This window comes from Nonomuraea sp. NPDC049646, from assembly GCF_044465525.1.
Lineage (GTDB): Bacteria > Actinomycetota > Actinomycetes > Streptosporangiales > Streptosporangiaceae > Nonomuraea.
The window spans coordinates 637305-664079 of record NZ_JBITLU010000002.1 but is presented as its reverse complement, the minus strand read 5'-3'; the positions used below and the strand labels follow the sequence as shown (position 1 = coordinate 664079).

The 26775-nt window shown below is 73.9% G+C and carries 26 protein-coding genes; 8 read left to right on the top strand and 18 right to left on the bottom strand.

Annotated elements, in window-relative coordinates:
* Positions 1 to 12: 12 nt before the first annotated feature.
* Positions 13 to 1032, top strand: coding sequence for a coiled-coil domain-containing protein (locus ACIBQ8_RS07940; RefSeq protein WP_397191507.1), 1020 nt, complete (start codon positions 13 to 15; stop codon positions 1030 to 1032).
* Here ACIBQ8_RS07940 and ACIBQ8_RS07935 read toward each other — a convergent pair.
* The 3 genes from ACIBQ8_RS07935 to ACIBQ8_RS07925 form a co-directional block, all read right to left on the bottom strand.
* Positions 1029 to 1955, bottom strand: coding sequence for a pirin family protein (locus ACIBQ8_RS07935; protein ID WP_397191506.1), 927 nt, complete (start codon positions 1953 to 1955; stop codon positions 1029 to 1031). The genes ACIBQ8_RS07940 and ACIBQ8_RS07935 overlap by 4 nt on opposite strands.
* Positions 1956 to 2094: 139 nt before the next feature.
* Positions 2095 to 3216 carry an MBL fold metallo-hydrolase gene (locus tag ACIBQ8_RS07930; protein ID WP_364337478.1) on the bottom strand — a complete coding sequence of 374 codons (1122 nt, stop codon included), beginning with the start codon at positions 3214 to 3216 and terminating at the stop codon, positions 2095 to 2097.
* Between the two features lie 87 nt (positions 3217 to 3303).
* Positions 3304 to 4092: an SDR family NAD(P)-dependent oxidoreductase gene (locus tag ACIBQ8_RS07925; RefSeq protein WP_397173872.1), complete on the bottom strand. Its 789-nt coding sequence runs from the start codon at positions 4090 to 4092 to the stop codon at positions 3304 to 3306.
* A gap of 105 nt (positions 4093 to 4197) precedes the next feature.
* Here ACIBQ8_RS07925 and ACIBQ8_RS07920 point away from each other — a divergent pair, with 105 nt between their 5' ends.
* A complete protein-coding gene (locus ACIBQ8_RS07920) occupies positions 4198 to 4857 on the top strand; it encodes a TetR/AcrR family transcriptional regulator (protein ID WP_397191505.1) in 660 nt (219 codons plus the stop codon).
* 38 nt (positions 4858 to 4895) lie between these two features.
* On the opposite strand, the gene ACIBQ8_RS07915 is transcribed toward ACIBQ8_RS07920, so the two are convergent.
* The 4 genes from ACIBQ8_RS07915 to ACIBQ8_RS07900 all read right to left on the bottom strand — a co-directional run bounded on the left by ACIBQ8_RS07915 (position 4896) and on the right by ACIBQ8_RS07900 (position 9359).
* Positions 4896 to 5624, bottom strand: coding sequence for a DUF3152 domain-containing protein (locus ACIBQ8_RS07915; protein ID WP_397191504.1), 729 nt, complete (start codon positions 5622 to 5624; stop codon positions 4896 to 4898).
* 512 nt (positions 5625 to 6136) lie between these two features.
* Positions 6137 to 7549 (bottom strand): NAD(P)/FAD-dependent oxidoreductase, encoded by a 1413-nt coding sequence (locus ACIBQ8_RS07910; RefSeq protein WP_397191503.1) that lies wholly within the window; start codon positions 7547 to 7549, stop codon positions 6137 to 6139.
* 486 nt (positions 7550 to 8035) lie between these two features.
* Positions 8036 to 8464: a type II toxin-antitoxin system PemK/MazF family toxin gene (locus tag ACIBQ8_RS07905; RefSeq protein ID WP_397191502.1), complete on the bottom strand. Its 429-nt coding sequence runs from the start codon at positions 8462 to 8464 to the stop codon at positions 8036 to 8038.
* On the bottom strand, positions 8457 to 9359 hold the full coding sequence (locus ACIBQ8_RS07900; RefSeq protein WP_397191501.1) for a helix-turn-helix domain-containing protein: 903 nt from the start codon (positions 9357 to 9359) through the stop codon (positions 8457 to 8459). Before ACIBQ8_RS07900 ends, ACIBQ8_RS07905 begins: the two co-directional genes overlap by 8 nt.
* Positions 9360 to 9848: 489 nt before the next feature.
* On the opposite strand from ACIBQ8_RS07900, the gene ACIBQ8_RS07895 reads away from it, so the two are divergent.
* Together ACIBQ8_RS07895 and ACIBQ8_RS07890 are read left to right on the top strand one after the other, a co-directional pair.
* Positions 9849 to 11228 (top strand): erythromycin esterase family protein, encoded by a 1380-nt coding sequence (locus ACIBQ8_RS07895; protein WP_397191500.1) that lies wholly within the window; start codon positions 9849 to 9851, stop codon positions 11226 to 11228.
* Between the two features lie 71 nt (positions 11229 to 11299).
* Positions 11300 to 11650, top strand: a complete 351-nt coding sequence (locus ACIBQ8_RS07890) for a VOC family protein (RefSeq protein ID WP_397191499.1) — start codon at positions 11300 to 11302, stop codon at positions 11648 to 11650.
* A 34-nt stretch (positions 11651 to 11684) separates the two neighbouring features.
* Here ACIBQ8_RS07890 and ACIBQ8_RS07885 read toward each other — a convergent pair whose 3' ends face one another.
* Positions 11685 to 12761 carry an epoxide hydrolase family protein gene (locus ACIBQ8_RS07885; RefSeq protein ID WP_397191498.1) on the bottom strand — a complete coding sequence of 359 codons (1077 nt, stop codon included), beginning with the start codon at positions 12759 to 12761 and terminating at the stop codon, positions 11685 to 11687.
* A 70-nt stretch (positions 12762 to 12831) separates the two neighbouring features.
* On the opposite strand from ACIBQ8_RS07885, the gene ACIBQ8_RS07880 reads away from it, so the two are divergent.
* Positions 12832 to 13776: a helix-turn-helix transcriptional regulator gene (locus ACIBQ8_RS07880; RefSeq protein ID WP_397173888.1), complete on the top strand. Its 945-nt coding sequence runs from the start codon at positions 12832 to 12834 to the stop codon at positions 13774 to 13776.
* Between the two features lie 7 nt (positions 13777 to 13783).
* Positions 13784 to 14557, top strand: a complete 774-nt coding sequence (locus ACIBQ8_RS07875; protein ID WP_397191497.1) for a thioesterase family protein — start codon at positions 13784 to 13786, stop codon at positions 14555 to 14557.
* Between the two features lie 24 nt (positions 14558 to 14581).
* On the opposite strand, the gene gndA is transcribed toward ACIBQ8_RS07875, so the two are convergent.
* Both gndA and ACIBQ8_RS07865 read right to left on the bottom strand, forming a co-directional pair.
* Positions 14582 to 16006 carry an NADP-dependent phosphogluconate dehydrogenase gene (gene gndA / locus ACIBQ8_RS07870; RefSeq protein WP_397191496.1) on the bottom strand — a complete coding sequence of 475 codons (1425 nt, stop codon included), beginning with the start codon at positions 16004 to 16006 and terminating at the stop codon, positions 14582 to 14584.
* Positions 16007 to 16075: 69 nt separating this feature from the next.
* On the bottom strand, positions 16076 to 16768 hold the full coding sequence (locus ACIBQ8_RS07865) for an HAD family hydrolase (RefSeq protein WP_397174256.1): 693 nt from the start codon (positions 16766 to 16768) through the stop codon (positions 16076 to 16078).
* A gap of 24 nt (positions 16769 to 16792) precedes the next feature.
* On the opposite strand from ACIBQ8_RS07865, the gene ACIBQ8_RS07860 reads away from it, so the two are divergent.
* Together ACIBQ8_RS07860 and ACIBQ8_RS07855 are read left to right on the top strand one after the other, a co-directional pair.
* Positions 16793 to 17437: an SDR family oxidoreductase gene (locus ACIBQ8_RS07860; RefSeq protein ID WP_397191495.1), complete on the top strand. Its 645-nt coding sequence runs from the start codon at positions 16793 to 16795 to the stop codon at positions 17435 to 17437.
* Positions 17438 to 17518: 81 nt separating this feature from the next.
* A complete protein-coding gene (locus tag ACIBQ8_RS07855) occupies positions 17519 to 20023 on the top strand; it encodes an ATP-dependent Clp protease ATP-binding subunit (RefSeq protein WP_397191494.1) in 2505 nt (834 codons plus the stop codon).
* 4 nt (positions 20024 to 20027) lie between these two features.
* On the opposite strand, the gene ptsP is transcribed toward ACIBQ8_RS07855, so the two are convergent.
* Genes ptsP through ACIBQ8_RS07815 form a run of 8 tightly spaced genes read right to left on the bottom strand, consistent with a single transcriptional unit; the run spans position 20028 to position 26689 of the window.
* Positions 20028 to 21629, bottom strand: coding sequence for a phosphoenolpyruvate--protein phosphotransferase (gene ptsP / locus ACIBQ8_RS07850; RefSeq protein ID WP_397191493.1), 1602 nt, complete (start codon positions 21627 to 21629; stop codon positions 20028 to 20030).
* On the bottom strand, positions 21622 to 21951 hold the full coding sequence (locus ACIBQ8_RS07845) for an HPr family phosphocarrier protein (protein ID WP_397173899.1): 330 nt from the start codon (positions 21949 to 21951) through the stop codon (positions 21622 to 21624). Before ACIBQ8_RS07845 ends, ptsP begins: the two co-directional genes overlap by 8 nt.
* A 12-nt stretch (positions 21952 to 21963) precedes the next feature.
* The gene (locus tag ACIBQ8_RS07840) at positions 21964 to 22968 is read right to left on the bottom strand and encodes a zinc-dependent dehydrogenase (protein WP_397191492.1); all 1005 of its coding nucleotides are present in this window, start codon (positions 22966 to 22968) and stop codon (positions 21964 to 21966) included.
* Complete coding sequence (locus tag ACIBQ8_RS07835; protein ID WP_397173903.1) at positions 22965 to 23390, bottom strand: PTS sugar transporter subunit IIA; 426 nt, start codon at positions 23388 to 23390, stop codon at positions 22965 to 22967. The genes ACIBQ8_RS07840 and ACIBQ8_RS07835 overlap by 4 nt, the downstream gene beginning before the upstream one ends.
* Positions 23383 to 23691 (bottom strand): PTS lactose transporter subunit IIB, encoded by a 309-nt coding sequence (locus ACIBQ8_RS07830; RefSeq protein WP_397191491.1) that lies wholly within the window; start codon positions 23689 to 23691, stop codon positions 23383 to 23385. Before ACIBQ8_RS07830 ends, ACIBQ8_RS07835 begins: the two co-directional genes overlap by 8 nt.
* A gap of 3 nt (positions 23692 to 23694) precedes the next feature.
* Positions 23695 to 24915, bottom strand: a complete 1221-nt coding sequence (mtlA, locus tag ACIBQ8_RS07825) for a mannitol-specific PTS transporter subunit IIC (protein WP_397191490.1) — start codon at positions 24913 to 24915, stop codon at positions 23695 to 23697.
* A gap of 32 nt (positions 24916 to 24947) precedes the next feature.
* Entirely contained in the window at positions 24948 to 25931 is a 984-nt protein-coding gene (pfkB, locus tag ACIBQ8_RS07820) for a 1-phosphofructokinase (RefSeq protein ID WP_397173909.1), read from the bottom strand.
* Positions 25928 to 26689 carry a DeoR/GlpR family DNA-binding transcription regulator gene (locus ACIBQ8_RS07815; RefSeq protein ID WP_352350975.1) on the bottom strand — a complete coding sequence of 254 codons (762 nt, stop codon included), beginning with the start codon at positions 26687 to 26689 and terminating at the stop codon, positions 25928 to 25930. The genes pfkB and ACIBQ8_RS07815 overlap by 4 nt, the downstream gene beginning before the upstream one ends.
* Between the last annotated feature and the right edge of the window lie 86 nt (positions 26690 to 26775).

Here is a 26775-nt window from a genome sequence, read left to right as displayed (position 1 = left end):
CTAAGGAGGACAGTGGCGGTCGCCTCCTCCGCCGTGGGCAACGTGGTGCGGGCCGTGGTCGCCGTGCTGGTCGCCGCACTCGTCGCAGTGACCGCCGGGCTGCCGATGACGGCGGGCAACGCCTCAGCCGGGCGCGCGGCCCCCAAGCCCTCGGTGAAGCAGCTCAAGAAGGAGCTGGCCGCGCTGAGCAAGGAGTCGGACCGGCTCATCGAGGAGTACTACAACAGCCGCCGTGCCCAGCAGCAGGCCGAGAAGACGGAGAAGAGCGCGCGCGAGCGGCTGGCCGCCGCCCAGGAGGTCTACGACCGGGAGTCCCTCCAGCTCAGGACGCTGGCCGTGGCCCAGTACATCGGCGGCGAACCCAACCAGATCGCCCTGTTCACCGGCAGCCAGAACCCGGACGCGCTGCTGAGCCGCCTGGCGCTGAGCCGCCACCTGATCGACGTCCAGGACGCCCGGCTGCGCGGCTACGCCAAGGTCAGGGACGAACGTCGCAAGGCCGAGCAGGAGGCCGCCGCCCGCGCCGAGGAACTCGGCACCGCGGTGGCCGACCTGGAGGGGCGCAAGAAGAAGGCCGAGAAGCTGATCGAGAAGATCAAGGACCGGATCGACAAGCTCTACACGGCCCCGGGCGTGCGGCGTCCGGACGGCACGTGGGTGCCGCAGCTCCCGGACGGCTCCGAGAACATCACGCCCCGCATGCGCCTGGTCAAGACCCTCATCAAGGAACGGTTCGTGGTGCCGTTCGGGATCGGCTGCTACCGGACGATCCAGGACGGCGGCGAGCACCCGCTCGGCCGCGCCTGCGACTTCATGCTCAGCCACGGCGGCGCGATGCCGTCGGCGGCCGAGGTCAAGCGCGGCTACGAGATCGCCGACTGGGCCATCAAGAACTCCCGGCGCCTCGGGATCATGTACATCATCTACCGCCAGCGCATCTGGCACGCCAGGACGGGCACCTGGCGGACGATGTCCAACCGCGGCGGCACGACGGCCAACCACTTCGACCATCCGCACATCTCGGTCTACTAGCGCGTCTCGGGGCGTACCCGTCCGCGCGGCTTCAGGCGGATGGAGGGCAGCGCCGGGGCGGGCAGCGGCTCGCCGTCGAAGCCCTCGACCGTGCCGAAGCCCTCGCCTTCCGCCCACTCCTTCCGGAAGGCGGCGATCTCCTCGTGGGAGCGCCCCACGAAGTTCCACCACATGACGATCTCCTCGCCGAACGGCTCGCCGCCGATCAGCAGCACCCGCCCGCGCCCCGCCAGCCGCAACGTGCCGGGGCCCGGCGGCAGGTAGCGCAGCGCCCCCGGCACGGCCTGCTCGACCTCGCCGTCGAGCAGCAGCAACCCGTGCTCGAAGGCGGGGTCGAGCGGCACCTCGCCCGTGCCGTCGACCGTCACCTCGGCGCCCACCAGCGGGGTGTAGGTGGTGGCGGGCGAGGTCACGCCGCCGAGCGTGCCCATGATCACGGTGGCGTCGAAGCCGGGGCCGGACAACACGGGCAGGGTGGCGTGGTGCTCGAAGGCGGGGGCCGTGTGCCGGTGGGCCTCCGGCAGGGCCACCCAGAGCTGCACGCCGTGCAGCGTCGTGCCGGGCGACTCCTCCGAGTGGGAGATGCCGCGTCCGGCCGTCATCAGGTTGAGCCGGCCGGGACGCACCCGGCTCAGGCTGCCGACGCTGTCGCGGTGGAGCACCTCGCCCGCGACCAGCCAGGTCACCGTCTGCAGGCCGGTGTGCGGGTGGGGCGGCACGCGCATCAGCGCCGGCTCGGGGCCGTAGGCGTCGACGAAGCACCAGGCGCCGATCATCCGCCGGTGCACGCCGGGCAGCGTCCTGCTCACCCGCATCGCGCGCGGGCCGCCCAGCGGCACCTCGCGTCCGGTCAGCACCTCGCTGTGGTCGCCGCCGTCGGCTGCGCAGCGGAGTTCGCGGGGGTCACGTTCCATGTTGCTCACCCCACGACTGTAGGGGCCGTACGGCCCCCCACACCCGGCGTCCCCCGGCCGTGACGGCTGCCCCAAGGTCTCCCACCAGCCGTCCAGGGACGGGGCGGCTATCGCAGGGACTCCCGTCAGCCGTCTACGGACGGGACGGCTATCCCAGGGTTTCCCACCAGCCGTCCACGGACGGGGCGGCGGTGACGTCGACGCCCTCGCCCGGCCGGGGCACCACGATCTCGACGTCGCGTGCCTTCGCCTCCCGCCACAGCCGGTCCACCGGCTCGGCCCACGGGTGAAGCGCCAGCGTGAACGTCGCCCAGTGGACCGGCAGCAGCAGCTTGCCGCCGAGGTCGAGGTGGGCGTTGACGGCCTCCTCCGGGTTCATGTGGATGTCGGGCCAGGCCGGGCTGTAGGCGCCGATCGGCATCAGGGTCAGGTCGAACGGCCCGTGCGCGGCCCCGATGCCCCGGTAGCCCTGGAAGTATCCGGAGTCGCCGGCGTAGAACACCCGCTTGCTCGGCCCGGCCACCACCCACGAGCCCCACAGGGTGTCGTTCCTGGTGAAGGCCCGCCCCGAGAAGTGCCGGGCGGCGGTGGCGACGAAGCGCAGGCCCGCCACCTCGGCCTCCTCGTCCCAGTCGAGCTCGATGATCCGGTACAGCGGCACGCCCCACCGCTCCAGGTGTGCCCCGATGCCCAGCGGGACGAGGAACGGCGCCTTCTGGGTGCGCGTGAGCGAGCGCACGGTGGCCATGTCGAGGTGGTCGTAGTGGTCGTGCGAGATCGCGATCGCGTCGACCTGCGGCAGGTCGCCGATGTCCACCGGCAGCGGGTGGTGCCGCTTGGGGCCGACGAGCTGGGACGGCGAGACCCGGTTGCTCCACACCGGGTCGAACAGTACCCGCCTGCCCTCGATCTCCACCAGGGTGGAGGCGTGGCCGTACCAGACCGCGCGCAGGCCGTCGGCCGGCGGCGGGCCGGACGGCGGCAGGCGCAGCGGGATGGGCCCGGCGGGATGCCGCTGCTCCTTGTTCCTGGCCAGCTCGGCCAGCAGGCCCACCGGGGGCGTGGTCATCAGGGCGGTCGGCTCGGACATGGGGTTGACGAACGTGTCGCCCCTGAACTGCGGCGAGCGCCGCATCCTGCTCACCCGGTCCGGCCCCGACGTCAAAGGCCGCACGCCCAGCTCCGCCGGTATCCCGCGCAACGCCCACCCGGCCGCGGCGGCGAGCGCGCCGCCCGCGAGGATCCGCCGTGCGGTCCGCATTCCTGCCATTGCCCACACTCCCCTGGAGATGATGTCCATCCCGCCCAACCGGGCGGGATTCCCCGGTGTTCCCGTTCTACGATATATCGCGATAGTTCATACCGTCTTGATCGCTCCGCCGTCGATGACGTAGTCGGCGCCGTTCACGCTCCCGGCGTGCGGCGAGGCCAGGTACGTCACCAAGGAGGCGACTTCTTCCGGTTCGACGAACCTACCGGTCGTCATTCCGGTGACCGACGGCAGCCCCGCGAGCAACTGTTCGTGCTCCATGCCGAGCGAGGCCGCCAGGGCGGCGCCGTAACCGTCGGAAGCCTCCCACATCGAGGTGCGCGAGGCGCCGGGGGAGACGGTGGCGACCCGCACGCCACGCGGCCCGAACTCCTCGGCCAGGGCCTTGCCGAACGCCGTCAGCGCGGCCTTGGCGGTGGTGTACACGACCGGCCCCATGTGCGGCACGCGGGCGCCGTTGGACGAGATGTTGATCACAGTGCCGCCCCGCCGCAACAGGCTGGGCATCGCGGCCCTGGTGGCCCGCACGGCGCTGAGGAAGTTCAGATCGTACGACTGGCGCCAGGCGTCGTCGTCGAAGCCGAGGAAGCCGTTGACCTGCTCCCGGCCGCCGTCGCCGCCGCCCACGTTGTTGACCAGGAGGTCGATCTCGTCGAGCTCGGCCAGCGCGCGTTCGACCAGCTCGGCCGGGCCCGCCGCGGTGGACAGGTCGGCCGTCACGGTGATCGCCCCGGTGCGCTCCAGCTCGGGGGAGATCGTGCGCGCCGCCGCCACGACCCGCATGCCCTCAGCCGTCAGCGCCTCGACGATCGCCAGCCCCAGCCCCCTGCTCGCCCCGGTGACGACGGCGGTCTTGCCGGTGAGTCGCATGTCCATGTGAATCGCCCTTCTTGCATCAGCGGTGATGCGATCACTCTAGAACTTGCAACACTGATGACGCAACTTCGAATCGAAGGGGTACCGTCCTGTATCCTCTGGAGTGTGAGTGGGACGACGCGGGCCCTGCGGTCCGACGCTGAGCGGACCGTCCGGACGATCCTGGAGGCAGCCGAACGGGTGCTCAGCAGGAACCCGGCGGCCAGCATGGAGCAGATCGCCGAGGCGGCCGGGGTGGCGCGCACGACCGTCCACCGGCGCTTCGCCTCCAGGGAGTCGCTGGTGGAGGCGATGGCCGAGTGGGCCACCCGGCAGTTCGCCGCCGCCGTGGACGACGCCCGCCCCGAGCAGGCGCCGCCGCTGGTCGCGCTCTACCAGGTGACGGCGAACGTGCTGCGGGTGAAGATCGACTGGGGGTTCGCGATGAGCCGCGGGCCGTCGGCGGGGGCCGAGGTGGCCCAGGTGTACTCCGAGGTCGAGGCCAGGTGCGACCGGCTGTTCCAGCAGGCGCGGGCGGCCGGGGTGCTGCGGGAGGACGTGGAGCCGGAGTGGGCCCGCCGGGTGTACTACGCGCTGATCCACGAGGCGGCGCAGAGCCGCGACGGCGAGCCGGAGGCGCTGGCGGGGCGGCTGGTGGACACCTTGCTGCGCGGCGTGGGCCAAGGCTCCGGACTTGCCCCCACTCCGCCGCCCGCCCCGAGCCCTCCTTCTGCCGCGCCCGCCCCCGCGGCTCCGCCTCCCAACGCCCCGAGCCCTTCGGGATAGCCAGGTTCGCGGCTTCGGGCTCGTGGTCCGGCCTTCCGTCAGGGGTTGCGGGCCAGGGCGTCGCGGCGCTCGTCCGGGTGGCGTTCGGGGTGCGGCCACGGGTTCGGCCGGCAGCGGCCCAGCGACTTCGACTGCTGGACCATCACCGGAGCCGGCAGGCCGGGGCCGGGGCAGGCGCGGTGGCCGTGTCCCAGGCTGTGGCCGACCTCGTGGCTGATGAGGTAGTCGCGGTAGGCGGCCAGGTCGCCCTCGTACTGGGGGACGCCGTCGGCCCAGCGGAGCGCGTTGATGACCGAGCGCGTCCCGTTCCAGCACGACAACGTGCCGCCGGTGCGCAACGGCAGGCACTGGCTGACGGTCAGCCCGGGGCTGGACAGCGCCACCCGCACCCGTACCGGGCCGTGGTCGACGCGCTGGAAGCGGGCCCATCCGCGCGGGTCGTTGAGGGTGCGGTGCACGGCGGCCGCGAACACGGTCCCGTCGATCGGCAGGCCGCGCTCGACCTCCACCAGGTACCGCACCACCTCGCCGTCTCCGGCTCGGGCGGGCGCGCCGCCGGGCACCACGGCGTACGAGCCCGAGGCGGCGTACGGGATCTTGACGTGCTCGGCGGGGAGCGGGATCGGCGCGGGGATCGAGGGACGCGGCGGAGGTGTGACAGCGGGGGCGGGCCGTTCGGCGGGGCGCTCGGGCCCTTCCGTTCGTTGGGGGGCGGAGGCGCATCCGGCGGCCAGCAGCAGAATGATCAGCAGCGCGAACAGCGGCAACGCGGCCTCCCCACGAGATCACGGTGGGGAGAAATCCACCATATCCGCGCAGTGTTGCCTGGATCATGCCGGGGTCTGACTAACGCCGACTTACCGCCAACGCCCGCCATGCGAACGCGGCTCGCCGCTCTCGTCCTTGTCAGGCCCACCGGCTGGAGGGCGGCACGGCCCGCTCACGTACTGGGTCGGCCTGCCGCTTGGACTGGGCTCCGCTGGGCCGCACTCATGCTGGGTCGGCCTGCCGCTTGGACAGGGAGTGGCCTGCTGGGCCGCTCTCGTCCTGGGTCGGGCCGCCGCTTGGATGCGGAGTGGCTCCGCTGGGCCGTTCTTGTGCTGGGTAGGCCCGCGGCATGGCTTCGCCGGCCGTTGTCTTTTCTGGGCTGGACCGCCGGTGTTCTCCCGCTGGAACGCTCTGGGGCGGCGGCCGATGGATTGCCCTGCGCGGGACGTTCGCCCCGCCGGGCATCCACGGGCCCGGTCAGCGCGGGGGACGTGCCGGGCCGGCCGGTGGTTCAGGCGGTGCGGGGTGCGTACGGGGTGAGGTCGATGGGGGGTTGTTCGTCGAGGGCCAGCTTGGCGACGAGTTCGCCGGTGAACGGGCCCGCCGTCAGCCCGTACGCGCTCAGTCCCGTCGCCACGACCACCCGCGGCGTGAGCCGGCCGATGAGCGCGGGGCCGGGGGCGTTGACCGGACGCAGGCCGACCCTGGTCTCCGACACCGTCGCCCCGAACAGGCCGGGCGCCACCCGCAACCCCGCTGCGATCACCTCTTCGAGCCCGCCCATCGTGACCCGGGGCGCGAACCCGACGTCCTCCACGGTCGCGCCGATCACCACCCGCGAGCCGGGGAACCCCAGCAGGTACGGCCCGCTCCTGGGCAGCACGATGGGCCAGAACGCGGTGTCCACGCCGTCGAGGGTGGCGTGCAGGATCTGCCCGCGCCGGGGGAACACCGGCAGCTCCACCCCGAGCGGACGGCACACCTCGCCCGTCCACGCCCCGGCCGCCACGATCACGACGTCCGCCTCCAGGGGGACGCCCTCGCCGACGGGCACGCGTTCGGCCGCGGAAGGGGCGACGGGTTCGGCCAGTGGCATGGGGACGTCCGGCTCCACGGGCGGGACGGGCGCGGGGGCCTGGGCGGGGCCCCCTGGGGAGCCGTCCGGAGGGCCGCCGAAGGGCGCGTCGCCCGCGGCGCCGACCGGTCCCTCGGCGGACGCCTCAAGAGGGCTCTCGGTCAGGTCGCCGGTGGCGGACGGCGTGAAGTCCGGAGGGAGAGGAGCGGCTTGGCGCCAGGAGGTGGTCCCGCCGCTCACCGCGCCGGTTGCCGGCCCCGGCTGGCCCCACTGCGGCCCGTTCTCCGCCGGGATGTCCTCGTCGGCGGCATGCAGGCGCACCTGCCCGTCCGGGGTGAGGACGGCGCTGCCGGGCAGCACCTCGGCGCCCCGGGCGACGGCGGCGCGCAGCAGCGCGTCGCGTACGGCGCTGCCGTCCACCCGGGCGGCGCCCGGCACGAGAAGCGCGCTGAGGTCGTCGGACAGCGGCGGGAACAGGTCGGACGGCGTCAGCACGTCGGTGACCTCGCCCATCTCGGGCGCGTCGGCGTAGCGGCGGCGCAGCAGGGCCCGCACCGGTTCGAGATCCACGGGGTCCTCCGCCACGAGCAGGGCGCCGACCTTGGCGTAGCCGATGTCCTCGCCCAGCGCCTCGACCAGCCTCGGGTAGTGGCGGGCGCCCTCGCTGGTCAGCCGGTACCAGGAGTCGTCCTCCGGATGGTCCACCCAGGGGCACACGATTCCCGCGCCCGCCTGGGTCGCCTGGCCCTGGGAACCGCGGTCCACCACGGTCACGGCCACGCCGCGGCCACTCAGGTAGTAGGCCGCGCTCGCCCCGACGATCCCGCTGCCGATCACCACAACACGCATGCACCCATGATCGCAGGCGGGGGTGATTTCGGACGATGACCGGATCGTGCGCTTACCATCCGGATACTCCCTCACGCCCATCCCGGGGGGCTACGGGACCACGCACCGGAACGGGACCACCCGCCATGACGGGATCAGCCACCGCTGCACGACCGCCAATCCTTACGGGACGGCCCGCCCATCGCTACACGACCGCCCGCTTCGCTTTGGACCCACCCCTGCTTAGGGATAACCCTCTTTCGGCATGGGGCCCCCGCTGTGGGGCCACCCCCCGCTGTGGGGCCACCCCCCGCTGTGGGGCCCCCCCGCTGTGGGACCGCTCGCCGCTGTGGGAGCGGGCCGGCGGGGGGAAGGCCGGGGGCGGAGGAGGCCGGGGCGGGGAGGTGGGGTGGGGAGGCTGGCCCGGGGTGGGGAGGTGGGAGACCGGGGTGGGAGCGCGCGGGGGGGAGAGGATTTGGTGCGGGCGGGGGCGGGGGTGCGCGTTGGTCAGTCCACGCTCCACCCGTGCGTCTGCATGAGGACGGAGGCCACCCGGGCGAACCGGTCGCCGTCGAGAACCGCGCCCTCGCGGCGGATGTCGCCCTCGTCCAGCACGAAGACGCGGTCGAGCCGCAGGTACGACACCCGCCCGTCGCGGCCCCACGCGCCGACCTCCAGCCAGTCGGAGCCGTCGTCGCCCTTGCTGGACAACATCATGCCGAGAAGCCTGCGCCCGGTACGGCCCACGACCAGCAGCGGCCGGTCCTTGCCCCGTGACGGATCCTCCTCGTACGGCACCCACGCCCACACGATCTCCCCCGGATCGGCCAGGCCGTCGAGGTCGGGGGAGTAGGCCAGAGTGACGGGACCGTTGAGCGAGTGGACCTCGCGTACGACGCCCCGGGCGGGCCGGGGGTCCTCACCTGCATCATGCATTGGGGGAGCTTACGGCGGCAGGCGACCCGAAATCCACCCGCCCGAGGGGAGCGGGGGAGGCCAGCAGGCGGCGTAGGACCGTCGGGGTGTGGCCGACGTGGCGGCGGATCGTACGGGTCAGGTGGGCCTGGTCGGCGAACCCGAGGTCGGCGGCGAGCGCGGCCAGGCCGGTCTCGCCGCTCTCCAGCCGGTCGAGCGCCCGGCTGACGCGGACCCGGTTGCGGTAGTGGGTCAGCGAGACGCCCAGCTCGCGGGTGAAGGCCCGGCTGAGCCGGTAGGGGGAGACCGCCAGGAGCTCCGCCAGCGGCAGCAGCCCGGCAGCCGCCGGATGGTCGGCCGCGATCGCCTCGCGGGCGGCGTCGGCGATGGCCGCGGTGGAGCGGGCAGGGGACGGGGTGGGCAGGCGCGCCGCGGCCACCCCGTCCGCGGTGGCCGGGGTGGCGGGCCCGGCCAGCTGGGTGAGGGTGGCGCCGGTCAGCGACAGCAGGGATTCGACCAGGGCGAAGTCGGGGTCGCCCGCGCGGGCGGCGGCCAGCAGGCGGCGGTGCGCGAGCTCGAAGCGGGCGTCGACGTAGACCGTCGAGCGGGCGAGCCGGGGGGCGTCGCCCGCGAGCGTGCGCCAGAGGCCGGGGGACAGGGAGAGGGAGGTGCAGACGTCGCCGCCCGCCGGGTGGGCGAAGCGTTCCTCCTCGCCGGGCGCGCCGAGGTAGGCCATCGTCGGGTCGACGGCGGCCTGGCGGCCGTCGGCCATGCGACGGAACGCGCCACGGTGGACCAGCACCATGCGGTGGGCCCGGCCCACCTCGGGCCGCGACCAGCCGCGGTGGTCGTCGACGCAGGTCACCAGGTCGAGGGTGAAGCCCTTCCCACGGGCCAGCGGCTTGGAGGATCGCACCCGCCGAACGTTACGCCCCACCACCGACAATCCCGACGGCCGTGCGTCACTGCCCTGCCCGGCCGCCGGGCCTGACGCTCGGCAATGTGTCCGATGTCCGGCGACCTGTGCTCGGCTTGCGTGGTGCACGGTTTCCGGAGGGTTTAGTGCTGGCTGAGGCATCAGGGGGTGGGGAAGAGGAGAGCGGGGTTCGGTGAGGCGGCGCTCAGGGCCCCATGAGCGCGGACGGTCCGCTGGAGGGTGGTGTCGGGACAGCGGCGGGGGCGAAGGGCGCGTTCGGCCGCCTCTGCTGGCTCGGCCGGGGAAGCCGGTCCGCGTGCCTGGGATGTCGGCCCGCGTGCCGGGACGGTGGGCGGTGGGGTCGGGGCGGCGGGTGGGGGGTGTTACAGCAGGCTGCACCGGCGATCGGGCGGCTGGCAGGATCGATGTCGCCTGCGCCGATCCATACGTTGGTGACCACTGCATCGACACCAATCTGAAGGATCTGTCTTGGCGAACAACACTGTGCGTCGTATCGCGCCGATCACCCTGGCGCTGGCGGCCTGCCTGGCGACCGCGACCACCCCAGCACTGGCCACCCCTGCCACGGCGGCCCCCGCACAAGCCGGTCCCGTCACGGCGAAGGCTGTCACGGTGACGGCCGTCGGCGGTCGGGTCGATGACGGGGTGGTGGCGAGTCTGGAGCGCCACGCCAAGGCTCTCCGGAGCACCCGGCCCGGCGGCCAGGCGGACGACCTGCGGGCGTTGTCGGCGATGGTCAAGGGCGCCACCATCGTGGGCGTCGGCGAGGCGACGCACGGTTCGAAGGAGTTGTTCACCCTGCGCCACCGCCTGTTCCGGCACCTGGTGGAGACCCGGGGCTTCACCACGCTGGCGCTGGAGGCGACCTGGTCGGCCGGCGCGCGCCTGGACGAGTACGTGCGCACCGGCAAGGGCGACCTGCGCAAGATCCTGGCCGAGGAGTTCCAGAACGACTACGGCGCATGGCGCACCCGGGAATGGGCCGAGCTGTACGAGTGGATGCGCGACCACAACCGCACCGCCCGGCACAAGCTGCGCGTGATGGGCTTCGACATCGGCGACGTCCACCCCGACCAGTACCGGCGCGTGCTCGCCTGGGCCGCGCAGCACCGGCCCGCGCTGGTCCCCGAACTGAGCCGCCGCTACAAGGGCCTGATGGCCCTTCCCGGCAGCACGGCCGGGCGCATGGCCGCCCTGGCCGCCATGCCCGCGCAGCGGCTCAAGGCGCTGGCGGCAGACGCCGAGGCGGCCCACCGCCTGCTTGAGGGCGCCGACCCGTACGTGGCGCAGGAGGCGAAAGTCATCTCCCAGATGGTCACCATGTACACGCTCGAACCGCCCAAGCTGCACCTTCACCGTGACAAGGCCATGGCCGACAACACCGTGTGGTGGCAGCGGCACACCGGCGGGAAGACCGTGGTGGCGGCGCACAACGGGCACGTCGGCTACGTCTCGGCCTTCCCCCAGCACTACCCGATCACCCAGGGCGCCTACCTGCGCTCCCAGGTCGGCGCGTCCTACGTGGCGATCGGCACCACGATCCACAGCGGCCGCTTCCGGGCCGTCGATCCCAAGACCGGCCGAGTCGGCGTCTTCGACACCGGCGCACCCGTTTCGGACAGCAACGAGGCCGTTCTGGACCGGGTGCGCCACCGCGACTACTACGCCGACCTGCGGCAGGCCCGCCGTACACCGTCCGTACGCGCGTGGCTGGACGCCGCCCGTCCCACCTTCACCGTCCCGGCCACCTACGTGCCCGAGCAGTTGAACCAGCCGCTCGCCCTCGGCAGGGCCTACGACATCGTGGCCCACCTGCACCGCGTGACGGAGGCCCGCCCGCTGAGCTGAGATTCGGCCCGATCGGGCGCGGTGCAAGGATGTTCAAGACCCGGGGACGGCGTCGCCGGGAAGGTGGGGGCATGACGACAACGATCGCCTCCATGGTCTTCGACTGCGCCGACCCCGTCGTCCTGGCGGCCTTCTACGCCAAGGCGACCGGCTGGCAGGTCGGCGACTCCGACCCCGGCTACGCCACCGTCACCGGCGGCCCCGTGCCGCTCGCCTTCCAGCGGATCGACGGCTACCGGGGCCCGGGCTGGCCCAACGACGGCAAGCACGCGCACCTCGACCTCACCGTCCCCGACGTGGAGGAGGCCAGGCGGGCGCTGGTCGCCCTGGGCGCCACCTTGCCCGCCCACCAGCCGGGCGGCGACGACTGGACGGTGCTGCTCGACCCCGAGGGCCACCCGTTCTGCGTGATGCCCGGCTAGAGCTCGGCGAAGAACGTAGTGCCCGGCAGCACAGCTAGAGCTCGGCGAAGAACGACCTGACGTCGTCGGCCAGCAGGTCGGGGGCCTGGAGGGCGGCGTAGTGGCCGCCGCGCGCCGGCTCCGACCAGCGCACCACGTTGTGGGAGCGCTCGGCGTAGCGGCGGACCGTGCTGTCGCCGGGGAAGACGGCCACGGCCGTCGGCGTCCTGCCGGGCTCGGCGGGCGGCGCCCAGTCGCCGCCGCTCTCGCGGTACAGGCGCGCGGAGGAGCCGGCGGTGCCGGTCAGCCAGGTGATGGTGGCGTTGGTCAGGATGTCGTCGGGGGCGACCCCGCCGGCGTCCTGGCCCCAGCTCGCGAACGCGTCCAGGTGCCAGGCGAGCTGGCCGGCCGGCGAGTCGGCCAGGGCGTAGGCGAGGGTCTGCGGCCTGGTGCCCTGGACGGCGGCGTACCCGGAGAACTCGCGGTGCCAGCGCTCGATCCGCCGGGCGCGCTCGGTCTCGGCCTCGGTCAGGCCGGACAGGTCGTCGGAGACGAACGCCGTGAGTGCGTTCAGGTGCACGCCCACCACCCGCTCGGGCGCCATCCGGGCCAGGGCGGGCGAGACGAGCGAGCCGAAGTCGCCGCCCTGGAGGCCGTACCGGTCGTAGCCGAGGCGGTCCATGAGCTCGATCCAGGCGGCGGCGACCCGGCGCACGCCCCAGCCGGTCTCGGTGGTGGGGCCGGAGAAGGCGAACCCGGGCACGGACGGGATGACGAGGTGGAAGTCGCGGCTGAGCGTCCCGGCCACGCGGGAGAAGTCGGCGAACGTGCTCGGCCAGCCGTGCGTCATCAGCAGCGGCAGCGCGCCGGGACGCGGCGAGCGCACGTGGGCGAAGTGCACGCGCTGGCCGTCGATCTCGGTCGTGTGCTGCGGCAGCTCGTTGAGCCGCGCCTCGTGCGCCCGCCAGTCGTAGCCGTCCAGCCAGTACGCGGCCAGCTCGCGCACGGCCCCGGGCGGCACGCCGTACGACCAGCCGACCCCCTCCAGGGCGTCGGGCCAGCGCGTACGGTCCAGCCGCGCCCGCAGGTCGTCGAGCGCGGACTGCGGGATGTCGATGACGAATCGGTTCATGCCGCCCACGCTAGGCAGCATTGCGGCCAGGATCAGGCCCCAATGGACCGCCCTGGGCCACAATGGACCCGTGCTCGACACCTCGGCGCGGCTCCTGCGCCTGCTCTCGCTCCTGCAGACCCGGCGCGAGTGGCCCGGCGCGGAGCTGTCGCAACGGCTCGGCGTGGCCCCGCGCACCCTGCGCCGCGACATCGACCGGCTGCGCAGCCTCGGCTACCCGGTGGGCTCCACGCCGGGGGTGGCCGGCGGCTACCGGCTCGGCCCCGGCGCGGAGCTGCCGCCGCTGCTGCTCGACGACGAGGAGGCCGTGGCGGTCGCGGTCGGCCTGCGCACGGCCGCCGGCGGCACGGTGACCGGCATCGAGGAGACCTCGCTGCGCGCCCTGGCCAAGCTCGAACAGGTGCTGCCCGCCCGTCTGCGGCAGCGCGTCAACGCCCTGCAGACGCACACCGTGCGCGTCGGCGGGCAGGGCCCGACGGTCGACCCCGAGCTGCTGACCCGCATCACCGCCGCCTGCCGCGACCGCGAGCAGCTCCGCTTCGACTACACCGACCACGAGGGCGCCGTCACGCTGCGGCGGGCCGAGCCGCACAGCCTGGTCACCAAGGGCAGCCGCTGGTACCTGGTCGGCTGGGACGTCGACCGCCAGGACTGGCGCACGTACCGGGCCGACCGGATCGAGGTGCGCACGCCCAACGGCCCGCGCTTCGCCCCGCGCGAGCCGCCGGAGGCCGACGTCGCCGCCTGGGTGCGGCACCGGCTCGGCCACCAGATGTGGCCGGTCCAGGCCCGCTTCCTGATCCACGCCCCGGCCGGACGGCTGGCCGGCCGCATCGGCGGCGAGGTCGAGCCGGTGGACGAGGCCACCTGCGTGCTCACCATGCGCGGCGACGACCTGCACCTGATGGCCGTGGCCGTGGCCTTCCTCGACCTCGACTTCGAGGTGCTCGAACCGGCCGAGCTGACGGACCATCTGCACGCCCTGGGACGGCGGCTGCTCGCTTCCAGAATATGATTCGGTGATGGCGACGTCAGCGTTCTTCACGCGCAAGGAGGGCGAGCTCGTGCCCGCCCCGCACGCGCGCAGCCCCTGGTCCCCCGACATGCTCCACGGCCGCCTGCTCGGCGGCCTGGCGGCGAGCGCCCTGGAGGAGCGGCACGGCGAGCCCGGCCTGCACTTCGCCAGGCTCACCGTCGACCTGTTCCGCAACAGCCCCATGCTGCCGGTCACGGTGGAGACCACCCTGGTCAGGGACGGACGGCGGATCCGGGTCGCCGACGCCGTGCTCTCCACCGGACAGGGCGTGATCGGCCGGGCCTCGGCCGTGCTGCTCCGGCAGGGCGAGCAGCCCGGCGGCCGGCTGCCGCACACGCCCGCCTGGGACGAGCCGCCGCCCGCCGGCGACCCGGCCGAGGGGCAGGGCTGGAAACCGCCGTTCGACCTGTGGCGGCTGACCGAGTGGGGGCAGGGCGGCCGCGACCGCGTGTGGCTGCGGGAGACCCACCCGCTGGTGGACGACGAGCCGCTGACGCCGCTCACCCGCGCCGCCCTGGCCGCCGACTTCGCCAGCCCGCTGGCCAACGTCGGCTCGGCGGGCGTCAGCTTCATCAACGCCGACTACACGCTGACGCTCGCCCGGCTGCCCGAGGGCGAGCTGATCGGCGTCGAGGCCACCGGACACCTCAGCGCCGGCGGCGTCGCGACCGGCCAGGTCACCCTGCACGACACGGCCGGCCCGATCGGGTTCTGCGTGGTCACGGCGGTGGCCAACCCGGTCGCCCTGACCAGCCGCTGACCGTCCGCCGAGACCCGGGGTCGGTCAGGCGGGGTGCTCGGCGCGGTCGCCCGACCAGTCGGTGTGGAAGGCGCCCTCCCGGTCCACCCGGTGGTAGGTGTGCGCGCCGAAGTAGTCGCGCAGGCCCTGCACCAGGGCGGCCGGCAGGCGGTCGCGGCGCAGCCCGTCGTAGTAGGCCAGCGCGGAGGAGAACCCCGGCGTCGGCACGCCGATCCGCACGGCCGTGGTCACCACGCGCCGCCACGCCTCCTGCGCGGCGTTCAGCGCGGCGGCGAACGTCGGGTCGGCCAGCAGCGTCGGAAGCTGCGGGTCGGCGTCGTAGGCGGCGCGGATGCGGTCGAGGAACTTGGCCCTGATGATGCAGCCGCCGCGCCAGATGGTGGCCATGGCGCCCGGGTCGACGTCCCAGCCGTACTCCTTGGAGGCGGCGGCGATCTGGTCGAAGCCCTGCGCGTAGGCGACGATCTTGGACGCGTACAGGGCCTGGCGCACGTCCTCGATCAGCTCGCGGCCGCCGACGCCGGACAGCTGCGGGCCTTCCAGCGACGCGGCGGCGGCGCGCTGCTCCGGGTGGCCCGACAGCGCGCGGGCGAAGACCGCCTCGGCGATGCCGGTCACCGGCACGCCCAGGTCGAGCGCGCTCTGCACGGTCCAGCGGCCGGTGCCCTTCTGCTCGGCCTGGTCCACCACGACGTCCACGAACGGCTTGCCCGTGGCCGCGTCGACCTGCTCCAGCACCTCGGCGGTGATCTCGATCAGGTACGAGTCCAGGTCGCCCCGGTTCCACTCCCTGAACACCTCGGCCAGCTCGGCCGGCGTGGCCCCCAGGGCCTGGCGCAGCAGGTCGTAGGACTCGGCGATGAGCTGCATGTCCGAGTACTCGATGCCGTTGTGCACCATCTTCACGAAGTGCCCGGCGCCGTCGGGGCCGACGTGCACCGCGCAGGGCACCCCGTCCACCTTGGCGGAGATGTCCTGCAGGATCGGGCCCAGCGCCTCCCACGACTCCTTCGAGCCGCCCGGCATGATGCTGGGGCCGAGCAGCGCGCCCTCCTCGCCGCCGGAGATGCCGGTGCCGACGAAATGGATGCCGCGCTCGCGCAGCGCCGCCTCACGCCGCCGGGTGTCCAGGAAATGCGCGTTGCCACCGTCGACGATCATGTCGCCCGGCTCCATCAGCTCGGCGAGCTGGTCGATCACCGCGTCGGTGCCGGGACCGGCCTTCACCATGATGATCGCCCGGCGCGGGCGCTTCAGCGACGCCACGAAGGCGGCCAGCTCCTCGGCCGGCACGAACGTGCCCTCCCCGCCGAACTCCCTGACCAGCTGCTGGGTGCGGGCCGTCGTGCGGTTGTGCACGGCGACGGCGTACCCGTGCCTGGCCAGGTTCCTGGCCAGGTTGCGCCCCATGGTGGCCAGGCCGGTGACGCCGATGTCTGCCAAATCCATCTCAATGCTCCTCTATGGGGGATACGCACGATCAAGCTGGGAGGTTCGGCGAGATATTCCCCCCCTCGCTCAGGACGGGGAGCGCACGCCGAGCTCGTCCAGCCTGTCGAGCATGTCCGCCGGATCGGCGTACACGCGGAAGGCGCCGGCGCGTTCGAGCTCGTCCCTGCCATATCCACCGGACAGCAGCCCGATGCCGAGCGCGCCCGCCCGGCGGGCGGCCAGCAGATCCCAGACGCTGTCGCCCACCACCATCGCATGCAGCGGGTCCACCTGGACCAGCGCCGCACCGGCCAGGAACAGATCCGGGTCCGGCTTGGCCCGCCGCACCTGGTCGCGGGTGACCATCGGGGTGTCCTCCGGCAGGCCCAGCATGCCCAGCGCGAGCCGGGCCGTACGGGCGTAGCCGCTGGTCGCGATGGCCCACGGCACGCCGCGCGCGGTCAGCTCGCCGAGCAGCTCGGCCGCGCCGGGCAGCGGCTTGACCGAGTCCACCTGCTGCTCGTACGCCTCGGCGTGGTGCACCTGGAGCTGGTCGATCTGCTCCTGGGTCAGCTTCAGGCCGGTCTCGCGCAGCAGCGCGCTGACGAACAGGCCGCCGCTCATGCCGATGCGCCGGTGGATGCGCCACACCGACAGGTCGATCCCCATCCCGGACAGCGCCTGCCGCCAGGCGACGACGTGCTGGTAGACGCTGTCGATGAGGGTGCCGTCCAGGTCGAACAGGAATGCGGGCGTGGGGGCCTGCGGGAAGTCGCTCATGACGTCCATGACACCATGGGGGGCATGCGGATCATCATCGCGGGTGGGCACGGCAAGATCGCGCTGCGGCTGGCCGAGCGGCTCAGGTCCGGCGCGGTCGGCCTGGTGCGCAACCCCGCGCACGTGGCCGACGTCGAGGCCACCGGGGCCGAGGCCGTGCTGTGCGACCTGGAGCGGGCCACCCCCGACGAGGTGACGGAGATCCTGCGCGACGCCGACGCCGTGATCTTCGCGGCCGGCGCGGGCCCGGGCAGCGGCGCGGCCCGCAAGGACACCGTCGACCGGGCCGCGTCCGTCCTGATGGCCGACGCCGCCGAGCGGGCGGGCGTGCGGCGGTTCATCCAGATCTCCTCCATGGGCGCGGGCCGCCCGCCCGCCCCGGGCAGCGACGCGGTCTGGGCCGCCTACATCGAGGCCAAGACCGCCGCCGAGGACGACCTGCGCGCCCGCGACGGCCTGGCCTGGACGATCCTGCGCCCCGGCCGCCTGACCGACGAGCCCGGCACGGGCCTGGTCCGGCTGGCCCCCGAGGTGCCGCCCGGCTCGGTGCCGCGCGACGACGTGGCCGCCGTCGTCATGGCGCTGCTGGAGAACCCGGGCACCGCGCATCGCACGCTGGAGCTCGTCTCAGGCGAAACCCCCGTGATCGACCTCATAGCCACCGAGTAATGCGTCCCCTTTGCCGATTGCTGGCTATGACTTGCGGCTTCTTCGGCTAGATGTCCCCCTGATGCACTAGGGGGAGATCAAATGTCGGACATGCCGTTCAGGTCGTTCTTCGGGGGAGATCCGTTCAGGGGGTTCGAGGAGCTCACCGGGCGGGTGTTCGGCGGGATGGAGGGCTGGCCGCCGTCCCGTCCCAGCGTGCAGCGGGTCGACGTGGGCAAGCTCCTCAGCGCCTCGGCCAGGGAGGTGCTCAGCCGGGCCCTGGAGGTCGCCGGGCAGCGCGGCGCGCAGGACATGGACGTCCTGGACGTCCTCGACGCGCTGACCGAGTCCGACGCCACCCGCCCGCTGATGCAGGCGGCGGGCGTCGACCTCGGCAGGCTGCGCGACCGCATCGACGCCCTGACCGGACCCGGCACCGGAACCGAGCCGCCCACCACGCTCACCCCTGCGGCCAAGCGCGCCGTCCTGGACGCCCAGCGCATCTCCCGCGCCCTCCAGTCCTCCTACATCGGCCCCGAGCACCTGCTGCTCGCCCTGGCCGCCAACCCCGACTCCGGGGCCGCCCGCCTGCTCCAGGAGCAGGGCGTCTCGGCCAACGAGCTGCAGCAGGCCATCGTGTCCGGCGCGTCCCGCCAGCAGCACGGCGACGGACGGCGGCCCACCGACACGCCCGCGCTCGACGAGTACGGCCGCGACCTGACCGAGGAGGCCAGGCAGGGCAGGATCGACCCGGTCGTCGGCCGCGAGGACGAGATCGAGCAGGCCATCGAGGTGCTCTCGCGGCGCACCAAGAACAACCCGTGCCTGATCGGCGAGCCCGGCGTCGGCAAGACCGCCATCGTCGAGGGCATCGCCCAGCGCATCGTCAACGGCAGCGTGCCCGACACGCTCAAGGACCGCCGCGTCGTCGCGCTCGACCTGACCGGCATGGTCGCCGGGTCGAAGTACCGGGGCGAGTTCGAGGAGCGCATCAAGAAGGTCATCGACGAGGTGCGCGCGCACGCCGACGAGACCATCGTCTTCATCGACGAGGTGCACACCCTGGTCGGCGCCGGTTCGGCCGAGGGCGGCATGGACGCGGCCAACATCCTCAAGCCCGCCCTGGCCCGCGGCGAGCTGCACGTCATCGCCGCCACCACCATCGACGAGTACCGCAAGAACATCGAGAAGGACGCCGCGCTCGAACGCCGTTTCCAGCCCATCCTGGTCAGCGAGCCCACCGTCGAGCAGACGGTCGAGATCCTGGCCGGGCTGCGCGACGCGTACGAGGCCCACCACCAGGTCCGCATCACCGACGAGGCCCTGGACGCCGCCGCCAACCTCTCGGCCCGCTACATCCCCGACCGGTTCCTGCCCGACAAGGCCATCGACCTGATGGACCAGTCCTCGGCCCGGGTCCGGCTGCGCTCGCGCACCCCCGCCAGCGACGTGCGCGAGCTGGAGGAACGCCTAGACGCGCTGCGCCGCGACAAGGACCAGGCGGTCACCTCCGACGACTTCGACCGGGCCAAGGAGCTCACCGTCCAGATCGACAAGCTCCGTCCCGAGCTGGACCGCGCCCGGCAGGGGCACGACAGCGTCCCGCAGGTCATGGTGGAGGACATCGCCGAGGTCGTCTCCCGGCGTACCGGCATTCCCGTCACCCAGCTCACCGAGCAGGAGCGCGAGCGGCTGATGCGGCTGGAGGAGCACCTGCACGAGCGGGTCATCGGCCAGGACGAGGCCGTCACCGCCATCGCCGAGGCCGTCCGCCGCGCCCGGGCGGGCCTGTCGGACCCCAACCGGCCCATCGGCAGCTTCCTGTTCCTCGGCCCGACCGGCGTCGGCAAGACCGAGCTGGCCAGGGCGCTGGCCGCCGCGCTGTTCGGCGGCGAGGACCACATGGTGCGCATCGACATGAGTGAGTTCCAGGAGCGGCACACCGTCTCCCGCCTGATCGGCGCGCCCCCCGGGTACGTCGGCTACGAGGAGGCCGGCCAGCTCACCGAGGCCGTCCGCCGCCGCCCGCACGGCGTCGTCCTGCTCGACGAGATCGAGAAGGCCCACCCCGACGTCATGAACATCCTGCTCCAGATGCTCGACGACGGCCGCCTGACCGACGGACAGGGCCGCACGGTCGACTTCACCAACACCATCGTCATCATGACCAGCAACATCGGCGCCCAGCTCATCCTGGACGCCGAGGGCGACACCCCGCGCCTGCAGGACGAGCTCATGGACCTGCTGCGCCACTCCCTGCGCCCCGAGCTGCTCAACCGCATCGACGAGGTGATCATCTTCAAGCGGCTGGAACGCGAGCAGCTGCGCCAGATCGTGGACCTGCTGCTGGAGCGCACCCGCCAGCGGCTGCGCGGCCAGGACGTCACCCTGGAGGTCGGCGACGAGGCCAAGGACTGGCTGGCCCGGCGCGGCTACCAGCCCGAGTTCGGCGCCCGCCCGCTGCGCCGGACCGTGCAGCGGGAACTGGACAACCGCCTGTCCACGATGCTGCTGACCGGCGAGGTGGCCGAGGGCGGCAAGGTCACCGTGGACGTCGAGGACGACCGGCTCCGGCTCAGGGCCCACAACCCCGAGCCGGTCGGCTGACCGGTCAGCGCCGCGGCAGGCGGGCGCGCTCGCGGCACTCCTGCAGGGTGAGGGCCGCCAGCGCCTCGCGGACGACGGGCACGCACACCGGGGCCATCGACAGGCTGGACACCCCGAGCCCCACCAGCAGCGGCGCGACCGCCGGGTCGCCGGCGGCCTCGCCGCACACGCCGACCGGCTTGCCCGCCCGCAGCCCCGCCTCGGCGCACATGCCGACCAGCCGCAGCAGGGCGGGCTGGGCCGGGTCGAGCAGGTCGGACAGGCCGGGATGCTGCCGGTCGGCGGCGAAGGTGTACTGGGCCAGGTCGTTGGTGCCGACGCTGAGGAAGTCCACCTCGGCCAGCAGCTCGTCGGCCTGGAGGGCGGCGGCGGGCACCTCGACCATCACGCCCGCGCTGGGGATGCCGCGGGCGCGGACGCGGCGGGCGAAGTCGGCGGCCTCGCGGGCGGTGGTCACCATCGGGGCCATCACCCGCACGTCGGCGCCCGTGGCGCGGGCGGCCTCGGCGATGGCGTCGAGCTGGGCGTCCAGGACGCCGGGCAGCACGCGGTCGACGCGCAGGCCGCGCACGCCCAGCGCCGGGTTCGGCTCGTCCGGCAGGCCCAGGAAGGGCAGCGGTTTGTCGGTGCCGGCGTCGAGCGTGCGCACGGTCACCGGCACGCCCGCGGCGAACGCCTCCGCGAACACCTCCGCGTACGCGGCGACCTGCTCCTCGTGGGAGGGCGGCAGCCTGCGGTCGAGGAACAGGAACTCGGTGCGGAACAGGCCCACGCCCTCCGCGCCCGGCCGCAGGTCCGCGGCCGAGCCGATGTTGTGCAGCAGCTTCACCGGGTGGCCGTCGGCGGTCCTGCCCGGACCGGCGCTGGCGGCCAGCCGCTCGCGGTCGCGCCGGTCGGACTCCCGTACGCGGTCGGCCTCCGCGCCGGTGAGGCCGACCGTGACCTCGCCGGTGACGCCATCGACGCCGACCACCGTCCCGTCGGGGACGTCCATGACCCCGGCGCAGGCCACCACGGCGGGCAGGCCGCGGCCGCGGGCCAGGATCGCGGTGTGACCGGTGGGCCCGCCGCGCTCGGTGACCAGCGCCAGCACCCGCGGGCCCAGGCCGACGGTGTCGGCGGGCGACAGGTCCGCGGCCACCAGCACGAACGGATGGCCGGGGTCGGGCACGCCCGGCATGGGCAGGCCCAGGGCGGCGGCCACCGCGCGGGCCCTGAGGTCGTCGAGGTCGGCGGCCCGCTCGGCGAGGTAGCCGCCGAGCGCGGCCAGGGCCTCCTGGTGCGCGGAGAAGGCGGCGTCCAGGGCGTGGGGGGCGTCCAGGCCGTCGTCGCGCACGTGCGCCTCGGCCTGCTCGCGCAGCTCCGGGTCGGCGGCCATCATGCCCAGCGCCTCCAGGATCTCGGCCCCTTCGGCGCCGGCGTGGGCGGCGCGGCGCTCCAGGTCGGCGGCGAGGGCGTCGAGGGCCTTCGCGGCGGCGGCCGCCTCGGCGCCGGGGTCGGTGACCCGGCGGGGGGCGGGCAGCACCGGCGGGGCCGCCATCCGCACCACGGGCCCGGCGGTGCGGCCCTGGCTGACCCCCACGCCCTTCAGCGTCGCCTCAGGCATCGAGCGCCTCACCGGCCCCGGTCGCGGCTTCAGCCGCCGCGCCCGCGCCCGGCGCGGGGACGGCGTCGAGGTCGCGGGACAGCAGGGCGGCCAGCGCGTCGAGCGCCTCCTCGGCCCCCGCGCCCTCGGCCTCCAGCGTCACCACCGTGCCCTGCACCGCGCCCAGCGACAACACCCCCAGCATGCTGCCGGCCGGCACCGACTTCTCGCCGAGCCGCACCCGCACCGGCACCCCGAGCCGGGCCGCCTCCCGCACGAACACCTTCGCCGGACGCGCGTGCAGGCCGCCGGCCGAGGCCACGGCCACCGTTCGACTCGCCATCGCCAACCTCCTTCAGGGTTCTATCGTCACCTTGATCGCTCTGCCCGTGCTGACGAGGTCGATCCCGTCGAGCACCCGGGGCAGCGGCAGCCGGTGGGTGATCAGGTCGGACACCACGACGGCGCCCTCGGCCACCAGGCGCAGGGCCTCGGCGTTGTGCGCGGGGCTGGAGCCGTTCGCGCCCACGATGGTCAGCTCCCGGTAGTGGACCAGGTTGGCGTCGAGGGCGATGACCGGGTCGTCCTTCGGCAGGCCGCCGAAGAAGCTCACGCGCCCCTGCCGGGCGGCCATCCGGACGGCCTGCTCCTGGGCCGCGCCCGAGGCCGCCGCGGTGATCACGACGTCGGCGCCGCGGCCGCCGGTCAGCTTGAGCACCTGCCCGACGGCGTCGGAGTCGATCATCGCGTCGGGACGCACCAGCTCGGCCGCCATCGCCAGCCGGTCGGCGTTGACGTCCACCAGGAAGACCCGGGACGCGCCGCGCGCCCGCGCCAGCCGTACGTGCAGGCAGCCGATCGGGCCCGCGCCCATCACCACGACGTCGTCGCCCGGCCCCACCCCGGCCAGCGACTGGCCGTTGAGCACGCAGGCCAGCGGCTCGGCCACCGACGCCTCGGCGAACCCGACGCCGTCCGGGACGTGGTTGACGCCGTTCACCGCCAGCACCTTGGCCGGGACGACCACGTACTCGGCGAAGCCGCCGTCGTAGTGGTAGCCCATCGACTCCTGGCGCGGGCAGACGGTCAGGCGGCCCCGGCGGCACTCCGCGCACGTCCCGCACGGGATGGCGGCGATCACCTGCACCCGCGCCCCGGTGCCGACGACCTCGCCGGCGATCTCGTGGCCCATCACGCGCGGCGGCCTGATGTGGTGGTGGCCGTACCGGAAGATCTTGGCGTCGGTGCCGCAGGTCGAGCAGTTGCGCACCCGGATCTTCAGCTCGCCCGGCCCGGCCTGCGGCTCCGGCGCGTCCTCGATCCTGATGTCGCCCGGGGCGTGGAACCTGGCTACCTTCACGTCAGCTCCTTCAGCACCTGGGCCGGCTCGGTCGCCTCGCGCAACGCCCTGGCCCGGTCGGGGTCGAGCAGGATCTCGGCCAGCGCCGCCAGCAGCGGCACGTGCCCGTCGCCGGCGGCGGCGATGCCCACGCACAGCGTGACGCGCTCGCCGTCCCAGTCGATCCCGCCGGGGAAGCGCACGACGCAGATCGCGTCGCGCGTGACGTCCCGCTTGGAGGCGGCGGTGCCGTGCGGGACGGCCACCCCCTCGCCGACGTAGGTGGAGATCGTGCGCTCGCGTTCGAGCATCGCCTCGACGTACGGCTCCGCGACCGCCCCCACCTCCACCAGCACCCGCCCGCACCGGCGGACGGCCTCCTCCCGCGAGGCCGCGCTCTCGTGCAGCAGGATCGCCCGCGCGTCGAGCAGGTCCTCACGCATCGACGGTGCCGCCGTTCCTGATGGTGTGCACCAGCGCGGTCACCGCCGGGTCGCCGAGGAAGACCTGGAAGGACACCAGCGCCTTGCCCGGCGCGGCGGCCCTGGCGCGGGCGGCCAGCCCGGCGTGGCACACGACGACGTCGGCGTCGGCGGGGATGGAGTTCACCGGGGTGTGCTCGACGGTGACGCCGCTCTCCTTGAGCTGCTTGCGGAGCTGGGAGGCGAGCATGACGCTGCTGCCCATGCCCGCGTCGCAGGCCACGACGATCTTGTGGATGTCCTTGCTGTCGATGCCGGCCACGGCTCACGCCTCCTTGCTGACGGGTTCGGTCCGGACGGGTCGGGTGCTCGCGGGCTCGGTGCCGGCGGGCTCGGTGCTCGCGGGTTCGGTGCCGGCGGGTTCGGGGCTCTGGGGTGCGGGCGCCGGCGGGTCCGCGGCGGCGTCCTGCGGGCCGGGGACGTCCGGCGCCGGCTCCTTCTCGCCCCGGCCGAAGCCCAGCAGCACGGCGGCGACGGCGAACGACACGGCGGTGGCCACCGCGATCCCGGCGATCGAGCCGAGCCAGCCGCCGCGCGGCGTCACCGCGAGGTAGGCGAAGATGCTGCCGGGGGAGGGCGTGGCGACCAGGCCCGCGCCGGTGATCATGAAGGTGAACACGCCGGCCGCGCCGCCCGCGATGACGGCCAGGATGAGCCGGGGCTTCATCAGCACGTACGGGAAGTAGATCTCGTGGATGCCGCCGAAGAAGTGGATGATCATCGCGGCGGGCGTGCTCGGCCGCAGCGGACGCGGCCCGAACAGCAGGTACGCCGCCAGCAGCCCGAGCCCCGGACCGGGGTTCGACTCCAGCATGAACAGGATCGACCTGCCCTGCCGCACCGCCTCGGCCACCCCCAGCGGCCCCAGCACGCCGTGGTTGACCGCGTTGTTCAGGAACAGCACCTTGGCCGGCTCGATCAGCACCGAGGCCACCGGCAGCAGGTTGTTGGTGATCAGCCACTCGACCGCCTGGCCCGCCGCGTCGGTGACCACCCGGACGACCGGCCCGATGCCCAGCACCCCGGCCACGGCCATCGCGGCGCCCACGATGCCGGCGGTGAAGTTGTCCACCAGCATCTCGAACCCGGCCCGGGTCCGCTGCTCAGTGAACTTGTCCACATATTTAAGGATCACGGCGGCGAGCGGGCCGACGATCATCGCGCCCAGGAACATCGGGATGTCCGAGCCCACGACCACGCCCATCGCCGCCACCGCGCCGACGACCGCGCCACGCTGCCCGTGGACCATGCGGCCGCCGGTGTAGGCGATGAGGATCGGCAGCAGGGCCTTGATGACCGGGTCGACCAGCGCGGCCAGCTCCTTGTCCGGCAGCCAGCCGGTGGGGATGAACAGCGCGGTGATCAGGCCCCAGGCGATGAACGCGCCGATGTTCGGCATGATCATCCCGGCCAGATGGCCGCCTAGGCGCTGGATGGTGGCCTTGACTCCGGTGCCGTAGACCGGAGGGGTGTAACTGTCGGCCATGGACGTGCTCCTTCGGGGGGATGAGCAGTGGATCAGCCGTGCGGTGAGGGGGCGACCGGCTCCGGGACGGCCGGCGCGTGCGGGACGGTGAGCGGGCGGGCCGGGTCGGGGGCTCCCGTGCGCACCCCGGCGCGGTCGATGTCGGCGGGGCCGGGCATCCTGCTGCCGGGCAGCCGGACCGCCGCCGCGCCCCAGGCCAGCGCCTCGGCCAGGGCGGCGACGCCGTGCCCGCCCGCGGCCAGGAACCCGGCCAGCATGGCGTCGCCGGCGCCGACGGAGCTGCGCGGGCCGGTGACCGCGGCCTCGCCGTACCAGACGCCGTCGTCCTGGACGAGGACGGCGCCGTCGGCCCCGAGGCTGGCCAGCACCGTGCGGGCGCCCGCGGCGCGCAGCCCGGCCGCCGCCTCGACCACGTCGCCGACCCGGCACAACGGCCGGCCGGTCACCGCGGCCAGCTCGTCGAGGTTGGGCTTGACCAGCGCCGGACCGGCCTCCAGCGCACGGGCGAGAGCCGGGCCGCTGGTGTCCACGGCGACGCGCAGGCCCGCGGCGGCGAAGCGGCGGCACAGCCGGGCGTAGACGTCGGCGGGCGCCCCGGGCGGCAGGCTGCCCGAGGCCACCACCCAGTCCGCCTCCCGCGCCGCGGCCAGCACGGTCTCGGCGATCGTGTCCAGCTCGGCCGCCGACAACGCGGGCCCCGGCTCGTTGATCTTGGTGACGGTGCCGTCGGGCTCGGCGAGCGCCACGTTGGACCGGGTCGTGCCCGCCACGGGGACGGTGACCATGTCCAGGCCCTCGGCGGCCAGCAGGCGGACGAGCTGCGCGCCCTCGTCCCCGGCGAAGGGCAGCACGGCGCGGGCGGCGACGCCGTTGGCCAGCAGCGCCCGCGAGACGTTGACGCCCTTGCCGCCCGGGTCGAGCCGGGCCCGCGCGGCCCGGATCACCGCGCCCCTGGCCAGGGCGGCGATCTCGATCGTGCGGTCGAGGCTCGGGTTGAGCGTCAACGTGAGGATCACGCGCGGATCACCTCCGGCCCGGCGGCGGCCACGTCGGCGGCCAGCGCCGGGTCGATCCCGGCGTCGGTGATCACCACGTCGATCTCGCCCAGCTCGGCGAACGTGGCCAGGTAGGTGTTGCCGAACTTGGTGTGGTCGGCCAGCAGCACGCTGCGCTGCGCGGCCCGGACCATGGCCCGCTTGATCGCCGCCTCGGCCGGGTCGGGCGTGGTCAGGCCCCGGGCGGGCGAGCAGCCGTTGGCGCCCATGAACGCGACGTCGACGTTGAGGTGTGCCAGCGGGCGCAGCGCCCAGTCGTCGACCGTGGCCAGCGTCTTGCCGCGCAGCCGCCCGCCCAGCACGATCACCTGGAGGTTGGCCCGCGAGGCCAGGACGGTGGCCAGCGGCGGCGAGTTGACGATCACGGTGAGCTCGCGGTCGGCGGGCAGCGCCTGCACCAGGCGGCCGGTGGTGGTGCCGGCGTCGATGATGACCGAGCCGTCCTCGGGCAGCTCGGCCAGGGCCGCCTTGGCGATGCGCTCCTTCTCGGCGGTCATCACCTCGTCGCGGGCGGCCAGCGCGGGCTCGAAGCCCAGGCGCTCCACGGGGATCGCGCCGCCGTGCACCCGGCGCAGCACGCCCGCCCGCTCTAGCGCGGTCAGGTCGCGGCGGATCGTCTCGGTGGTCACGTCGAGCTCGGCGGCCAGGCGCACCACGTCGACGCGGCCCGCGTCCCGCGCTCTGCGGAGGATCTCCTGCTGCCGCTCCTCGGCGTACATGATGTTGGTTCACCGCCGTTTCTGTTTGGTTTCTCCTGTGTTTATACCCGCTTTCGTTGGAGGGTCAAGGGCTGGACGACACAATC

What these genes read in the sequence shown, in the direction of transcription:
- ACIBQ8_RS07930 (WP_364337478.1), bottom strand. Translation starts at nt 3,216, where the DNA reads ATGGCAGGAATGCGGACCGCACGGCGGATCCTCGCGGGCGGCGCGCTC.
- ACIBQ8_RS07925 (WP_397173872.1), bottom strand. Translation starts at nt 4,092, where the DNA reads ATGGACATGCGACTCACCGGCAAGACCGCCGTCGTCACCGGGGCGAGC.
- ACIBQ8_RS07910 (WP_397191503.1), bottom strand. Translation starts at nt 7,549, where the DNA reads ATGCGTGTTGTGGTGATCGGCAGCGGGATCGTCGGGGCGAGCGCGGCC.
- ACIBQ8_RS07905 (WP_397191502.1), bottom strand. Translation starts at nt 8,464, where the DNA reads ATGCATGATGCAGGTGAGGACCCCCGGCCCGCCCGGGGCGTCGTACGC.
- ACIBQ8_RS07890 (WP_397191499.1), top strand. Translation starts at nt 11,300, where the DNA reads ATGACGACAACGATCGCCTCCATGGTCTTCGACTGCGCCGACCCCGTC.
- ACIBQ8_RS07885 (WP_397191498.1), bottom strand. Translation starts at nt 12,761, where the DNA reads ATGAACCGATTCGTCATCGACATCCCGCAGTCCGCGCTCGACGACCTG.
- ACIBQ8_RS07875 (WP_397191497.1), top strand. Translation starts at nt 13,784, where the DNA reads ATGGCGACGTCAGCGTTCTTCACGCGCAAGGAGGGCGAGCTCGTGCCC.
- gndA (WP_397191496.1), bottom strand. Translation starts at nt 16,006, where the DNA reads ATGGATTTGGCAGACATCGGCGTCACCGGCCTGGCCACCATGGGGCGC.
- ACIBQ8_RS07865 (WP_397174256.1), bottom strand. Translation starts at nt 16,768, where the DNA reads ATGAGCGACTTCCCGCAGGCCCCCACGCCCGCATTCCTGTTCGACCTG.
- ACIBQ8_RS07860 (WP_397191495.1), top strand. Translation starts at nt 16,793, where the DNA reads ATGCGGATCATCATCGCGGGTGGGCACGGCAAGATCGCGCTGCGGCTG.
- ACIBQ8_RS07855 (WP_397191494.1), top strand. Translation starts at nt 17,519, where the DNA reads ATGTCGGACATGCCGTTCAGGTCGTTCTTCGGGGGAGATCCGTTCAGG.
- ptsP (WP_397191493.1), bottom strand. Translation starts at nt 21,629, where the DNA reads ATGCCTGAGGCGACGCTGAAGGGCGTGGGGGTCAGCCAGGGCCGCACC.
- ACIBQ8_RS07845 (WP_397173899.1), bottom strand. Translation starts at nt 21,951, where the DNA reads ATGGCGAGTCGAACGGTGGCCGTGGCCTCGGCCGGCGGCCTGCACGCG.
- ACIBQ8_RS07835 (WP_397173903.1), bottom strand. Translation starts at nt 23,390, where the DNA reads ATGCGTGAGGACCTGCTCGACGCGCGGGCGATCCTGCTGCACGAGAGC.
- mtlA (WP_397191490.1), bottom strand. Translation starts at nt 24,915, where the DNA reads ATGGCCGACAGTTACACCCCTCCGGTCTACGGCACCGGAGTCAAGGCC.
- ACIBQ8_RS07815 (WP_352350975.1), bottom strand. Translation starts at nt 26,689, where the DNA reads ATGTACGCCGAGGAGCGGCAGCAGGAGATCCTCCGCAGAGCGCGGGAC.